The organism is Pseudoalteromonas sp. S3785, assembly GCF_005887365.1.
GTDB lineage: Bacteria > Pseudomonadota > Gammaproteobacteria > Enterobacterales > Alteromonadaceae > Pseudoalteromonas.
In genome coordinates, this window is the sequence record NZ_PNCT01000067.1 from 24,968 (window position 1) to 39,410 (window position 14,443).

12 protein-coding genes are annotated in these 14,443 nt (G+C 38.6%); 10 read left to right on the forward strand and 2 right to left on the reverse strand.

All coding sequences use genetic code 11. The features are described 5' to 3' along the window. Positions 1 to 30 precede the first annotated feature (30 nt). The 3 genes from CWC17_RS15915 to CWC17_RS15925 all read left to right on the forward strand — a co-directional run bounded on the left by CWC17_RS15915 (position 31) and on the right by CWC17_RS15925 (position 4,211). Positions 31 to 1,554 (forward strand): mannitol dehydrogenase family protein, encoded by a 1,524-nt coding sequence (locus CWC17_RS15915; protein WP_138540341.1) that lies wholly within the window; start codon positions 31 to 33, stop codon positions 1,552 to 1,554. Positions 1,555 to 1,556: 2 nt separating this feature from the next. Then, a complete protein-coding gene (locus CWC17_RS15920; RefSeq protein ID WP_055014513.1) occupies positions 1,557 to 2,474 on the forward strand; it encodes a carbohydrate kinase family protein in 918 nt (305 codons plus the stop codon). Between the two features lie 270 nt (positions 2,475 to 2,744). Continuing rightward, positions 2,745 to 4,211 carry a carbon starvation CstA family protein gene (locus tag CWC17_RS15925; RefSeq protein WP_138540339.1) on the forward strand — a complete coding sequence of 489 codons (1,467 nt, stop codon included), beginning with the start codon at positions 2,745 to 2,747 and terminating at the stop codon, positions 4,209 to 4,211. A 117-nt stretch (positions 4,212 to 4,328) separates the two neighbouring features. Here the strand turns inward: CWC17_RS15925 and CWC17_RS15930 are convergent, their stop codons facing one another. Further along, the gene (locus tag CWC17_RS15930; protein ID WP_138540338.1) at positions 4,329 to 4,853 is read right to left on the reverse strand and encodes a TetR/AcrR family transcriptional regulator; all 525 of its coding nucleotides are present in this window, start codon (positions 4,851 to 4,853) and stop codon (positions 4,329 to 4,331) included. A 226-nt stretch (positions 4,854 to 5,079) separates the two neighbouring features. Here CWC17_RS15930 and CWC17_RS15935 point away from each other — a divergent pair, with 226 nt between their 5' ends. From CWC17_RS15935 to CWC17_RS15950, 4 genes are all read left to right on the forward strand, one after another. After that, positions 5,080 to 5,700, forward strand: coding sequence for a glutathione S-transferase family protein (locus tag CWC17_RS15935; RefSeq protein ID WP_138613982.1), 621 nt, complete (start codon positions 5,080 to 5,082; stop codon positions 5,698 to 5,700). Positions 5,701 to 5,724: 24 nt separating this feature from the next. Beyond that, entirely contained in the window at positions 5,725 to 6,417 is a 693-nt protein-coding gene (locus tag CWC17_RS15940) for a cupin domain-containing protein (RefSeq protein ID WP_138613984.1), read from the forward strand. A 225-nt stretch (positions 6,418 to 6,642) separates the two neighbouring features. Next, positions 6,643 to 7,023 carry a SpoIIAA family protein gene (locus CWC17_RS15945; protein ID WP_024032784.1) on the forward strand — a complete coding sequence of 127 codons (381 nt, stop codon included), beginning with the start codon at positions 6,643 to 6,645 and terminating at the stop codon, positions 7,021 to 7,023. A 144-nt stretch (positions 7,024 to 7,167) separates the two neighbouring features. Continuing rightward, positions 7,168 to 7,620 (forward strand): nuclear transport factor 2 family protein, encoded by a 453-nt coding sequence (locus CWC17_RS15950; protein WP_138613986.1) that lies wholly within the window; start codon positions 7,168 to 7,170, stop codon positions 7,618 to 7,620. A 162-nt stretch (positions 7,621 to 7,782) separates the two neighbouring features. On the opposite strand, the gene CWC17_RS15955 is transcribed toward CWC17_RS15950, so the two are convergent. Further along, a complete protein-coding gene (locus CWC17_RS15955) occupies positions 7,783 to 8,679 on the reverse strand; it encodes an AraC family transcriptional regulator (protein WP_138613988.1) in 897 nt (298 codons plus the stop codon). Positions 8,680 to 8,851: 172 nt separating this feature from the next. On the opposite strand from CWC17_RS15955, the gene exaC reads away from it, so the two are divergent. The 3 genes from exaC to CWC17_RS15970 all read left to right on the forward strand — a co-directional run bounded on the left by exaC (position 8,852) and on the right by CWC17_RS15970 (position 14,237). Further along, positions 8,852 to 10,372 carry an acetaldehyde dehydrogenase ExaC gene (gene exaC / locus CWC17_RS15960; protein WP_138613990.1) on the forward strand — a complete coding sequence of 507 codons (1,521 nt, stop codon included), beginning with the start codon at positions 8,852 to 8,854 and terminating at the stop codon, positions 10,370 to 10,372. Between the two features lie 493 nt (positions 10,373 to 10,865). Further along, positions 10,866 to 13,700: an HD domain-containing protein gene (locus CWC17_RS15965; RefSeq protein WP_138613992.1), complete on the forward strand. Its 2,835-nt coding sequence runs from the start codon at positions 10,866 to 10,868 to the stop codon at positions 13,698 to 13,700. 108 nt (positions 13,701 to 13,808) lie between these two features. After that, a complete protein-coding gene (locus CWC17_RS15970; RefSeq protein WP_138613994.1) occupies positions 13,809 to 14,237 on the forward strand; it encodes a hypothetical protein in 429 nt (142 codons plus the stop codon). Positions 14,238 to 14,443 lie beyond the last annotated feature (206 nt).

Consider the following 14,443-nt stretch of genomic DNA (forward strand, 5'->3'; position numbering starts at 1 on the left):
TTTTTAATATTGTTTTAGTAAGGCCGCACCATGACGCAACACCAGCACACTGACGCTCTTGTTAAAGGGCTAAACCAACAAAGCTTGGCAGATATGCCAAGCCATGTAGATACACCAAACTACGACCGCAGCAAGCTAAAAGCGGGTATAGTACATATTGGTGTGGGCGGCTTTCACCGTGCTCACCAAGCGGTGTACATAAACGAGCTATTAAAAACGCCAGGTGCTGAACAGTGGGGTATTTGTGGTGTGGGCTTATTAGAGGGTAACCGTGGTCTGCGCGATATTTTAAAGCAGCAAGACTACCTTTACACGCTAACAGTAAGACACCCAAATGGGCAGATAGATAACAAAGTTATTGGCTCTATGATTGACTTTTTGTTTGCCCCAGAGGACAAACAAGCGGTTATTAATAAGCTTGCGCACAGCGATACGCATATTGTGTCGTTAACCATTACCGAAGGGGGTTATAACTTTAACCCCGTAACGGGTGAGTTTGATTACTCAAACCCAGACATTATTAACGACATTAATAATCCTAACGATCCAATCACGGCGTTTGGTTACATTACTGCTGCGTTAAAGCTACGTAAAGAGCAAGGCCTTGATGCGTTTACTGTACAGTCGTGCGATAACATTCAGCACAACGGTAATGTAACGCGCAAAATGCTACTTGCCTTTGCAGCTGAGCAAGATAAAGAACTAAGCGAGTGGATTGCTACTAACGTAACTTTCCCAAATGCAATGGTTGACCGTATTACGCCAGTGTCTAAAAAGAGCGATATTGACTACGTTGTTGATGCGTACGGTGTTAGCGATGAATGGCCAATTACGTGTGAGTCGTTTACTCAATGGGTGATTGAAGACTCATTTTGCTGCGGACGCCCAGATTGGGATAGCGTAGGCGCACAATTTGTAAGTGATGTAACGCCTTATGAAACCATGAAAATACGCTTATTAAATGCAGGCCACTCGGTACTGGGTTTATTAGGCTCTGTACATGGCTATAGCACAATTGACGAAACAGTATCTGATCCTTTATTTGCAAAGTACCTACGTGCGTTTATGGATAAAGAAGTAACGCCTAACCTAGCGCAACTAGAAGGCATTGATCTTGAAATCTACAAAGACACGCTAATCGAGCGTTTTGCTAATCCAAACATTAAAGACAGCTTATCGCGCATTTGTTCAGAAAGCGCAGCAAAGCTACCTAAGTTTTTAATTGCCACTATTAACGAAAACCTAGCGCAAGGCCGTGATGTATCACTTGCGACTCTTGTTATTGCTGCATGGTGTTTTTACAGCGATAAAGGGGTCGATGAGCAAGGCAATACACTTGAAATAATCGATGCAATGCAAAGCGAATTGCATGAAGCCGCGGCTAAAACAGCCAGCGATGACCTTGCATTCTTGTCGCTAACAAGTTTATTTGGTGATTTAAACACGCAAAGTGCTTTTACGTCTCACTACAAAAACAACATAGAAGCGTTATACGCACCGGCCAGTAAAATTAAAGCAATTATGAATAACGTGCTTGAGCCTAAAGGTAACTAATAATGAGCATTTTAATTGATTCTAAACAAGGTAAAGATGTAAGCGTAAGTTGCTTTGGTGAAGTACTATGGGATTGTTTTGAAAACGATAAACGCTTAGGCGGCGCGCCGCTTAACATGTGTGTGCGTATTAACTCACTGGGTATTAAAGCCGACATGATAAGCGCGGTAGGTAACGATGAACTTGGTACTGAGCTATTAGGCGAAATTAAAAGCAAAGGCGTTAGCTGCGAATATATTGGCGTTAATAACGACAAAAAAACCAGCACAGTGCAAGTTACCCTAGATAAAAGCGGCTCAGCCAGCTACGAAATAGTTGCCGATACAGCATGGGATAACATTGAGCTTACAGACTCACTTATTGAAAAAGTAAAAGCCAGTGATGTATTTGTATTTGGCAGCCTAATTGGCCGAAGCGAAGCCTCACTTGCTACATTAAACCAGTTAGTTGATGTAGCTAACTTTAAAGTGTTTGACGTAAATTTACGTGCGCCACACTACACGTTAGATACATTAGTAGATTTAATGAATAAAGCCGACTTCATCAAATTAAACGATGAGGAGCTTTACGAAATTGCCAAAGCAATGGGCTGTAAGTTCCATTCACTTGAGCAAAATTTAGCGTTTATTGCACAGCAAACAAACACCGAGTACTTATGTGTAACTAAGGGCAGCCACGGTGCACTACTAACCATTAAAGGCGAAAATTACTATAACTCAGGTTATTTAATTAGCGTTGTGGATACAGTAGGCGCGGGGGATTCGTTTTTAGGGTCGTTAATTTATCAGCTTTGTAGTAGTGATTGTGCACAACATGCTGTTGATTTTGCGTGTGCAGTAGGTGCTATGGTGGCAGAAAGTGCTGGTGCTACACCTACACTTACTCATGAACAAATTAACGAGTTTATGAGCCCAGCGTAACGTAAATTACACAGCTATACCCAATCATTGTGTGTGTAAGCGGTTTTACTTTTTATAGTAAAGCCGCTTTTTTTTGCTTTTATTTTTATTTAATGTTTACACAGTGAGCAAAGTGCCTAAAAAGTAACTCAAATCCGCCAAGGTATTAGCTAATCGTCTTATAGCGGTGGCATTATTACTTTGTTAATGTTCGTCGATTATTCATGGATTGAAAGGCGGGGCGTTAATTACACGCTCTATACTCCAAATACAAAAAGAGAAACGTGCTTTATGATCATCTTTTTTATCTGCATAACAATCTTAATACTGGGATATAAGTTTTATAGCCCGTTTGTTGAAAAACAAGCAGGTATGGATACAACGGTTGATACACCACAAAAACGCTTTAGCGAAGGTGTTGACTATGTAGCCATTCACCCTGTGCGTGCATTTTTAATTCAGTTTTTAAATATTGCGGGTGTAGGCCCTATATTTGGCCCAATTTTAGGTGCGCTTTACGGACCGGTAGCACTTGTGTGGATTGTGCTTGGTAACGTATTAGGCGGTGCAGTACACGACTTCTTCTCAGGTGTGATGAGCATTAAAGAAGATGGCAAAAGCTTACCAGAAATAGCAGGGCACTATTACAATGTTGTGTTTAAAGGCTTTATGCTGATATTTACAGCCATGCTACTGTTTTTTGTGGGCGTTGTATTTATTATGAGCCCAGCAGGCTTGTTAAGTAACTTAGATGTATTTGAAGGCACTTTTTTTGCTAATAATACTTTTTGGGTTTTGGCTATTTTAGCGTACTACTTTTTAGCAACGCTGCTCCCTATTGATAAAATTATTACTAAGTTTTACCCGCTATTTGGCTTATTAATGATTGTAATGACTACATTAATAGCCGGTGCGCTATTACTCGATGCGCCACATTTACCAGTTGCAGGCGACTTTTTAGCCTACTTTGAAGCCGACCACGCGCATGACTTTTTAGAGCCAAACCCCGATGGCTTACCAACCTGGCCATTACTGTTTATTACCATTACCTGTGGGGCTATTAGTGGTTTTCACTCTACCCAAGCGCCTATTATTGCCCGCTGTTTAACAAACGAAAAATACGTACGCCCAGTATATTACGGCGCAATGATGTGTGAAGGCATTGTAGGTTGTGTATGGGCACTTGCGGGTATTGCTGCATTCCCAGAAGGTTACGCTGGCTTAAAAGCATTGCTTGACCAAGGTGGCCCAGGTTTAGTGGTTAACCATGTAGCAAATAGTTACTTAGGCGTAATGGGTGGTATTATGGCCATTATTGCTGTTGCGGTGTTCCCTATTACCTCTGGCGATACGGCGTTCCGTTCACTGCGTTTAACCGTGGTTGATGCGTTTAATATTCCGCAAAGCTTACGTAATCGCTTATTACTGGCCGTGCCTATTTTAACGATTGCCTTTTTTATGACTAAATTAGATTTCTCTGTTATTTGGCGCTACTTTGCGTTTTCAAATATGTTGCTTTCAACCAGTGTACTATGGCTTGCCACTAAGTATTTATTTGATAGACGTGCATTCCACTGGATCACCAGCATACCTGCTGTAATTGCAACGGGCGTAACTCTTTCGTACATTATGACAGCTGCAATTGGCTTTAATTTATCGGCCGACCTAGGCAAACCTATTGGCGCAGCAGTCGTTATTATTGGTTTAATTGCTTTAGTTTTTGTTCACTCTAAGCATAAAGCAAATGCCGCAGCGTAAGCGCAGCATTTTATAAATCACAAAAAAACGAGCTATTTAATAGCTCGTTTTTTATGCGTAAAATAATTGATCAGTACGTTAATTAAGAGTGTAGCTACTTAATAAGCAGCCTAGTTACTAAGCTGGCTGTGTGGCAAGTTCAAAGTAGCTATTATCATCAAGTGTTTTGCTAATCATCATCGCGCCTTCAAGCAGACTTACGGTTTGAATTGCAGCGTGTTTAGGTTGCTGCTCACCATTGGCTAGGTGTGCCTCAGTAAGCCATTCTAAATTTTGGTTAAAAAAACGTTTAACTTCAAAGCGCACCTTTTCTGGCAAGCTGTCACTTTCAGCGCCAAGTAAGCCGCATAGGCACATTTTTTTATCAAAAAGTAAGGCGCTCCTAAACAGTTGCGTATAAACCTCAATAGGGTTTTTACCGTTAGCTTTGTGTTCACTTGGCGAGCCTAATGCATTTAAAAACGCATTAGTGTATTGATGAGCAAGCTCAGCGCCTAAATCAGCTTTAGTAGGAAAATGGTAATGAACACTGGCACTTTTAATACCTATTTCGCTTGCCAGTTCCCTAAAGCTAAAATTACTGTAGCCACCAAGGCGTACTTTGTTTTCTGCTGCTTTAAGTAACGCTTCTTTTTTACTCATTTTAATTATACCTTGCTTCTAATGCAGAAATTATCGACCAGTAGGTAGTCGTTTTCAAGTCATTTATTGTTAAATAAATGGCATCTAATCAGCTGCTCATCAATAAACATTCGAATAAATAGTAAGTTTAAAATTTGACATAAAATTACTTTAATTATATAAATTACCTATCGATAGGTAGGTTGTTGTGCTTTCGATATCCAACTAATTTAATAACAGGTGATTTATGAAAATTTATGACGTAGAAAACTTCCCAAATCCATTACGTGTTCGTATAGCATTAGCTGAAAAAAATGCGACGGAGTATGTTGAGTTTGTTCCAGTAGATTTACTTAATGGTGAGCATAGAACAGACGCTTTTTTAGCAAAAAATCCTTTGGCAGGAGTACCTGTGCTTGAGCTTGATGATGGTACATTTATATCTGAAAGCACAGCTATTACAGAATACATTGATACTGCTTTTGAGGGGCCATCATTAATGGGTGAAACTGCAAAAGAGCGTGCAGTGATTAATATGATGCAAAAGCGAGCTGAGTCAATGGTGCTTGACGCTGTGGCTACTTACTTTCATCATGCGACAGATGGTTTGGGACCCGAACTTGAAACGTACCAAAATGCAGACTGGGGTAAAAAGCAGGGTGAAAAGGCGCAACAAGGTTTAAGCTATTTTAATGATGTACTAGCACAATCAGCATTTGTTGGCGGTGAGCAGTTTAGTATTGCAGATATTACTTTATACGCAGGCCTTGTATTTGCTGGGTTTGCACAAATCGCTATTCCTAGTGATCTTACTCATTTAGTAACATGGCAAGAAAAAGTGGCACAACGAGAAAGTGTTGCTGTTTAAAACACACTTTAATAGGAGCTTTAAATGAAAATACTAGCCGATTTTAGTCAGCGTGTTGTGGTGCATAGCCAAACATTAGACTGGGTTGCTTCACCTATGCCTGGTGTAGATAGGCGAGCACTTGATAGAGTAGGCGAAGAAGTTGCGCGTGCAACTAGTATTGTACGTTATGCCCCAGGCAGCGAGTTCTCTCCTCATGTACATACCGGAGGTGAAGAGTTTGTGGTGCTTGAAGGGGTATTTCAAGACGAGCATGGCGATTTTCCACAAGGCTCCTATATTCGTAATCCGCCACAATCAAAGCATAAACCAGGCTCACAAAATGGCTGCATAATATTTGTAAAGCTTTGGCAATTTCAGCCACAAGATAGAACCCACGTACGCCTACAAACGCAATACATGGGCAGTGTGCAACACGCTACATTTAAAGGGCTTGCCATTACGCCGCTTTATAAAGATGACCTTGAAGAGGTGAGTCTATTGCACTTTGAAGCCGGTGCTAACATGCAATTTAGCGCAATGGGTGGTGCTGAGTTACTTGTGCTTGAAGGCGAGGTAAGTGAGCAATCAGACGTACTAGTAAAACACAGCTGGTTAAGGCTACCCATTAATACTGATCTTAATATAACCGCTGGTAAGCATGGTGCAAAAGTGTGGCTTAAGTTAGGCCATTTAACAGATGTAGATAAGCAAATTGAGCGTGTGCAAAACGCTTAGTAAATACCCTTATTTAGCAGTAATGTTTGATTTAGTTCAGTACTAATTAACTTAATACGGTGTAGTTTTATGGTTTAACTCAGTAAGTGATGGGTATTTTTGGAGTTTTTATTTTTTAAAGGGAATAATTTCACTTTATAGGCTTTAATTAACTCCAACTTTCGTTATTAAACCCACCCACACAGGCTGTAAATAACATAAGCGCACCCGATTAAGGAGAGCAGCATGGTACACACAACACATGGTTTATCTATTGGTATTGAACGCGCAGGCAGAGAATTCTTTTTAAAACTAAAAGCCGTGGGTACACTCACCCATGAAGATTATAAAGTTATTACCCCCATGATCGACTCTGCCCTTGGCGAGGTTAAACACCCTATTGCCAACGTGCTTATTGATGCCAGCGAGTTAGAAGGCTGGGAACTTCGCGCCGCATGGGATGATTTAAAGCTTGGCGTAAGGCACTCAAAAGAATTTAATAAAATTGCTATTTATGGCAATCAGGAATGGCAAGCCCGTATGGCCAAAATAGGCAACTGGTTTATATCAGGCGAGGTGCAATACTACGAAAACGCCACCGCCGCCATAGATTGGCTAGATGAATAGCTTGATTGAAAAGTTTAAGTTAAAGCACTCTTACAGGGTGCTTTTTTATATAAAGGGGTGTTATTAAGTAGTTGAATTTGCTTTATTTGAGTAGTTAATACTGCTATACACTAATTATTATTCAAACTACACATTATAAAAATAATGAAACACATACTTGTCCTTATTGTATTACTCATATTTTCTGCATCAACTCAGGCAAAAGATAACACGATATTTTCGCCCGTGAGCGATTTGTTTTTAGCTGTATCTAACTTTGATCATGAAAAAATGCGCGCGGCTGTTGATGATTCATTCCTGCTTTTAGAGCACGGTGAAGTATGGACCATTGATGATTTTATAAATGTTGTTAAACCCGCTGATTACCTACGAACAAATTATTTTAGTGTTATAAATTCGCGTGTAGAGGGAGACGTTGCGTTTATTAATTACTGGAATAAAGCCAATTTCAAAAACACCGAAAAGAGTGCAGATATTTATTGGTTAGAAAGCGTAGTTGTATCAAAAGTAGGCGGCAAGTGGCTGTTATCGCAAATGCATTCAACCCGTTTACCACAAGGTGAAAGCCCAAAGGGCGTTACTTTTATTAAGCAATAATTATTAATTAGTTTAAAGCTCCAGTATATGGGGCTTTAAGCGTTTAAATTACATCAGCGAGCACTGTATTTATTAAAGCTTATTAGCGGTGTAAATTAAATACCTTCAATCACTACCTGATGGCATATTACTGCTTAATCGGTTTCTTATTTGTTTATTTTATTAATGTCGGCACTCTTTAGGCGCAATGCCAAAGGTTTGTTTAAATACACGACTAAAGTGGCTTGCGCTATTAAATCCAACATCAAAGCACACTTGGCTAATAGCTTGGCCTTGCAGTAATTGATTGCGCGCTTTTTTAAGTCTTAATTGTTGCTGCCAAAGGGCTGGGGTAGTGCCAAATGCAAGTTTAAACTGCTGGTAAAACTTACTGCGGCTCATGCAGGCTATTTTGCACAAGGTATTTATGTCCAGCGTTTCGTTTAAGTGCTCTTCAATATAAAGCAGGGCATCGCTAATTTTTGTTTTAAGGCGTGGTTTATTGCTATTAGCGAGTAATAAATCGCGACTTTGTTGTTGTAATAACCGGGTGATCAATTCGTTTAACGACAAGTCAATTAAGTAATGTCGCTGTGCCCCTTGCTCACTAAATAAATGCACCATGCGCTCTAATAATTGCTGTGTTTGGCTATTATGTTGGCTGTGCACCAACTGCGGAACATATTCGAATAAGCCGTCATCGTGTGCAAAGCTTTGCTGCATGTTAAGCGCATTTGCCACAGCGTTTATTTTATCTTTGCTTATTTCAATTGCTAAGCACGTAGTTGGTGCGTGCATTGAGGCCTGTGGAAAGTCAATTAATACACCTTGCTCTGGCGCTAATACAAACGACTCGTGGGGTAAAAAGGCTTTATGGTATTGGCTGCTTTCTACGTGCATTACTTTTTTACCGCTGAGCATGGCACAAAACAGTAACTCGTTTGAATGCAGTGTCACCTTTTGTGCGCTTTGGTACGTGTCGTAAATACTCAACTCGCTGTTATCTGCTGCAAATGTCACTTTATTTTCTATTAAAACATCAAGTTGTTGGCGTTTTTTGTTTAACTGAGATGTGTGCATATCAATCCTTTAAGTTTTTATTAGTGTGGACTCACAGACAACTTTTGTGGACAGCTAATCAAGTTTTTAGGTGCTTGTTAGGCTAATGTCAAACAACACGGCCTAAATATAAAACATTTTGTTTTACATAAATGTTCGACCTTTAGCTAACAACAATAAAGAGAGCACACACATGATATATGCAAATCCAGGTAGCGATGGCGCACTTGTAAACTTTAAACAGCAATACGGAAACTACATTGGTGGGGAGTGGGTAAAGCCTGTAAACGGCCAATACTTTGATAATATAAGCCCGGTAAACGGTAAGGTATTTTGCCAAATACCTCGCTCAGATAAAGACGACATAAACCTAGCACTCGACAAAGCGCATGCCGTGCGAGAGCAGTGGGGAACAACATCAGTTACTGAGCGCAGTAATATACTGTTAAAAATAGCCGACCGAATTGAGCAAAACCTAGAATTACTAGCTGTTGCCGAAACATGGGATAACGGTAAAGCCATTCGCGAAACACTCGCAGCTGATATTCCGCTCGCGGCCGATCATTTTCGCTATTTTGCAGGGTGCTTGCGCTCGCAAGATGGCAGTATTGGCGAAATTGACGAAACCACGGTGGCGTATCATTTTCATGAGCCGTTAGGTGTGGTGGGGCAAATTATCCCTTGGAACTTCCCTATATTAATGGCTGCATGGAAACTTGCCCCAGCTCTTGCTGCAGGTAACTGTGTGGTACTTAAACCTGCTGAGCAAACACCGGCCTCTATTTTAATTTTAATGGAAATTATTGGTGACTTACTGCCTGCAGGCGTGCTCAATATTGTAAATGGTTTTGGTAAAGAAGCAGGCGAAGCACTGGCCACAAGCAAACGCATTGCTAAAATTGCATTTACAGGTTCTACACCTGTCGGCTCTCATATTTTAAAATGTGCTGCTGAAAATATTATCCCTTCAACGGTAGAGCTTGGCGGTAAATCGCCCAATATATTTTTTAATGATGTAATGGAAAAAGACGACGCGTTTTTATCAAAAGCTATAGAAGGCGCTGTACTTGCTTACTTTAATCAAGGTGAGGTGTGTACCTGTCCATCAAGGTTGTTTATTCAAGAAGATATATACGAGCAGTTTATTGAACGCATACTCGAGCGCACTCAACAAATTAAGCGCGGTAACCCACTGGACAGCGACACCATGGTGGGCGCTCAAGCTTCAAAAGCACAGTTTGATAAAATACTGAGTTACATAGACATAGGTAAAAAAGAAGGTGCAGAGGTACTCACCGGCGGAAATGTAGAGCAGCTAAATGACGATTTAAATGGTGGCTATTACATACAACCTACACTGCTTAAAGGTACAAACGACATGCGTGTGTTTCAAGAAGAAATTTTTGGCCCTGTTATTTCTATGTCGACCTTTAAAGATGAAGCCGAAGCACTTAAACTTGCCAACAGCTCAGAATTTGGCTTAGGCGCAGGGGTGTGGAGTAGAAACATGAACCGTGCTTATACCATGGGGCGTAAAATTGAAGCTGGCCGAGTGTGGACTAACTGTTACCACATGTACCCAGCACATGCTGCATTTGGTGGTTATAAAAAGTCAGGAATAGGGCGAGAAACACACAAACTAGCACTTGATCACTACCAACAAACTAAAAATTTATTAGTGAGCTACAGTGAAGATCCACTCGGTTTTTTTTAATAAAGCAACTAAAATTTAAACACAACAACCATTAAGTAATGAGGGCGCTGCATATTTGTAGCGCTTTTTTATTTCACAGTGCTCACAACACTACTTTAAGCGTGTTGTAATATATAAGTACAATACAAACCTTTAAAACCTAAGCGTTTTAAATGACTCATTACCCGCGCTAAAAAACGATTTTATGATATTAACTTTTTATAAAAGTTGCTCTAAAAATGTGCAGTGATTTATGCATTGTCGGATATTACTGATCTCCCCCATTTGGGTGCATTACAGCATTAATGGATATTTGTTTGTAGTTAACTAATTGTTTACAGGTGGTTATTTGCTAGCTAAGATAAAAGCATCGTAATATAGGGACATTTGTCGGTTTATAAAACGACAAATGTCGTAGACAAAGTTGTTAGGCATTAGTGTTGATATTCCATACTTTTGGCTCACATCAAAGTTTTACTTGAAAGATATAAATTAAAATCATAAGGAAAATGAATTGTTACAATTGCCCACTAGAACCAAAAAACTTCTTGAAAATGATACCGCTGCAAAAGCTTTCGTATATTCAAGTATTTCCAACTTAACACCTTGGATTAGTGATAATAAACCTATTTTTTTTCCTGAATATACTGATCATGGGTTTATCCACTTAAATGAAGTTTTATTAACAGCAGATAGTATTATCTCTGATGAAAGTTGGGCTTACCTTACACCGAGAGATGCAGCGGCAATGGTTATTTCTGTTCTGTTACATGATTGTGCAATGCATATTACAGTGGATGGATTCTATGCATTAATTCAAGATCAATTCCCTAAAGTGGTATCTCGCTATACTAATTCAGAAAATAGATGGAGCGAGGTATGGAATGACTATTTTGCTGAGGCGAAAAGATTTGATGCGAAAAAACTGTACTCTATTTTTGGTGATTCAGTTCCGGTGAAAAACATCCCAACCAATAAAATTGATTTATCTACAAGAGATAAATTACTTATAGGTGAATTTATTCGTAGACATCATGCAAGAATGGCACATGAAATAGCTTTTTATGGTGTGCCAGGCGTTGATGGCAATACAATTAAATTAGGTGAAGAACCACAGAGTAACTTTCTAGATTTATGCGGGTTTATCGCGAGAAGTCATCATCTAGGCTTACGTCAAGCGGTCGACATGATTGAAAAAAACACAAGGAGAGTGCATTTAGATACTCATGTCCCATTCATTATGCTTCTCCTAAGAATCTCTGATTATATTCAAATTCATGCTGAACGAGCACCCAACCAATTATTACATTTGAAAACCCTCATAAGCCCAACTTCTATTGGTGAATGGAAAAAGCACAATTCAATCATTGGTATACACCAAGAGCATGATGATCCTGAAGCTATCTATGTTGATGCTGAACCAACAGATGCCATTACATATGAAGAGTTGAAAAAGCTTTTTACAGGTATTCAATCCGAGCTTGATCTTTCATGGTCTGTTCTCGGAGAAGTTTATGGAAAGTCAGAACACCTTAAAAATTTTGCGATTAAAATAAGAAGAATTCGATCATCTTTAGATTCTTTCGATGAGTTTATAGTTAATAAAAAGCCTAAATATATTCCTAAGGTTCTTAGTTTTAAAACAGCTGATTCAGAAATGATGGAATTATTGATAGCGCCACTATATGGAGATAAACCTGAAATAGGGATAAGGGAATTAGTCCAAAACGCTATAGATGCCTGTTCAGAATTGAAAGATACTCAAATTAAAAATGGCCGTTTGATTAAGAGTAAGTCAAATTTCGATGTTTCTATAACTATTTATGATGAAGATGGTAATAGTAAAATAGTGATTGAAGATTATGGTATAGGAATGACTCTAGACGTAATTGAAAATTATTTTCTAAATATAGGTGCATCTTTTCGAAACAGTGATCGTTGGAAAAAAGATCACGAAACAGATGGACATTCTAATGTTTATAGAACAGGAAGGTTTGGTATAGGCTTATTGGCCGCATACCTCCTTGGCGAGGAGCTAAAGGTTGAAACAAGACATATTAGTCAGCCTGCTGACAAAGCCCTCCAATTCAATTGTAGAAAAGGCGGTAACAGCATTGTTGTATCCCACGTTGAATTTCATGTAGGAACTAGAATTACAATCAAAATAAATGATACGGTTAGAGATGAGTTAATAGAGGATGAAGAGTTATGGGATTGGTTCTCCCTTTCTACACCAAAAGTTATAAGAAAAGTAATTGAAGGTTCAGAAGAGATCCATTTGGAGCAAAATCGAGCAGTACCTAATTCGGGTTCAAATATTGATGATACTCCATGGAATAGAACTGTAGCGGAAGGGTATGACGACATTTTATGGACGTACGATAGAATTAAAGGACAAAGATCTAGAAGGAGAGGTAGCCACCTGATTTGTAATGGCATAATAATAACAGATGGCTTGTATTTACGAGATTTTGATATTTCAGATAATATGGGCTTTATTGATATAGACACCCCTTCAATAAATGTATTTGACCAGGGTGGTCGCCTACCCATTAATTTGGAACGTTCTGATTTGGTAGGCAACTCTTTGCCATTTCAAGAAGAAATATCAAAAGATTTATCTCACTATTTAGCAAAAAATATTATTTCATTTATTAAAAGTGTTGGACCAATTAGCTTAGGTAAAAGTTTAATAAGTGAATTAGCTAATATGTCAATAAATGGACTTAAAAAAACTACGAGTTATCATTCGTTTGATGTTTGTAAATTACTTATTATGGATAGTAAGTTGATACCGTTAGATTACGACCTCATTTCAAGTATGAAAGTTAATGATATTTATATTGATGCGGTAAACTTCGGAAAAAACAGAGGCTCATTTACCTCTTCTGAGTTTGTTGAAAAGTGTAATTCCTATATTTCTGTTCACGATATAACTGACTCTAAGGCAAGTCGTTCATCTTTTATAAGAACATTTTTTGAGCATCAAGAACACTACTGGACTTCAAAATCAAGTATTGCAGCATTGCCTATTTGTGGCAGAAGAATTTTAATTAAAAAGTCTGATATTGAAGAAGTTGTCGCTCCTGGTTATGTTCCAAAAACTTTTTGGAACAGATTAGATTGTGAATGGAGTAATGAAAAATGGGCTTTAATGGCTTTTGGTAGTACCCCAGAAATAGATTTAGATTTAGAAAAAATCACAAATGAATTAAATAAAACTAAATCGTTTGGGTTCATTTGTTGCTATTTAGATTGGAATGAATCAGATGAAAGTGATGAACCTTCAATATTTTCACAAGCTTGGCTCAATGAAAATGATCAACTACCGTTTGTGGAAAATGCCTAACAAGTCAATTCAAAGGACAAAAAGTAGCTGGCTTTTGCTCCTTCGTCGCTAATTGTAGCCAGCTATTTTCTTGCCTCTGATTGAGGCGTTATAAGCACAGGGAAACTCATGCGTAATACTCTCGTTATGTTGTATTTTTTAAGTTTCTCTAGTTTAGCTAGCGTTACTTCTACTGATATCGAATTAACTCCTGAAAAAGCATTTTGTTTAGGATTTACTTTAGATCGCCCAGGTGACGAATACGTTGGGTTAAATTACCCTAAAGTGATAAACCAAAAATGGGTTCCAGTATCAACGATGGTTGAATATAGTTTTAATCAAAATCCAATTTTCATAACGAGAACGGATTTTGATAAAACTAATAAGCAAGAGCAGATGGTAATTCTTGGTTTTCATGAAACTATGCATTCAGATGGTGATGCTGCAATATCAATTACCTATCAATGTCTTGATAAATGCGGAACTGATTATTTAAAAAAATATACAGTACCATCTATCGTCCAATATGTTCAAGCTAAGGTGCAACAGTGCTTATAACAAGCAATTCAACAAGGACAAAAAACAGTTGGTTTTGCTCCTTCGTAGCTAATTTTAACCAACTATTTTTTGCCTGTTAATTGGGCGTTATAAGTACAAGGAAATTAAGAGTATGTGGAAAGATTTAAGTAATATTCAAAAGTTTTTGTTCATTGCAGTTATGTGCTTAATCGTACCATTCGCTCCTGAGTTTATATTTTTGGCTG

Bases quoted from the DNA above. Each gene is read 5' to 3' on its own strand.
- CWC17_RS15970 (WP_138613994.1), top strand. From the start codon at position 13,809: ATGCGTAATACTCTCGTTATGTTGTATTTTTTAAGTTTCTCTAGTTTA.
- CWC17_RS15925 (WP_138540339.1), top strand. From the start codon at position 2,745: ATGATCATCTTTTTTATCTGCATAACAATCTTAATACTGGGATATAAG.
- CWC17_RS15940 (WP_138613984.1), top strand. From the start codon at position 5,725: ATGAAAATACTAGCCGATTTTAGTCAGCGTGTTGTGGTGCATAGCCAA.
- CWC17_RS15930 (WP_138540338.1), bottom strand. From the start codon at position 4,853: ATGAGTAAAAAAGAAGCGTTACTTAAAGCAGCAGAAAACAAAGTACGC.
- CWC17_RS15920 (WP_055014513.1), top strand. From the start codon at position 1,557: ATGAGCATTTTAATTGATTCTAAACAAGGTAAAGATGTAAGCGTAAGT.
- CWC17_RS15950 (WP_138613986.1), top strand. From the start codon at position 7,168: ATGAAACACATACTTGTCCTTATTGTATTACTCATATTTTCTGCATCA.
- CWC17_RS15955 (WP_138613988.1), bottom strand. From the start codon at position 8,679: ATGCACACATCTCAGTTAAACAAAAAACGCCAACAACTTGATGTTTTA.
- exaC (WP_138613990.1), top strand. From the start codon at position 8,852: ATGATATATGCAAATCCAGGTAGCGATGGCGCACTTGTAAACTTTAAA.
- CWC17_RS15935 (WP_138613982.1), top strand. From the start codon at position 5,080: ATGAAAATTTATGACGTAGAAAACTTCCCAAATCCATTACGTGTTCGT.
- CWC17_RS15945 (WP_024032784.1), top strand. From the start codon at position 6,643: ATGGTACACACAACACATGGTTTATCTATTGGTATTGAACGCGCAGGC.
- CWC17_RS15915 (WP_138540341.1), top strand. From the start codon at position 31: ATGACGCAACACCAGCACACTGACGCTCTTGTTAAAGGGCTAAACCAA.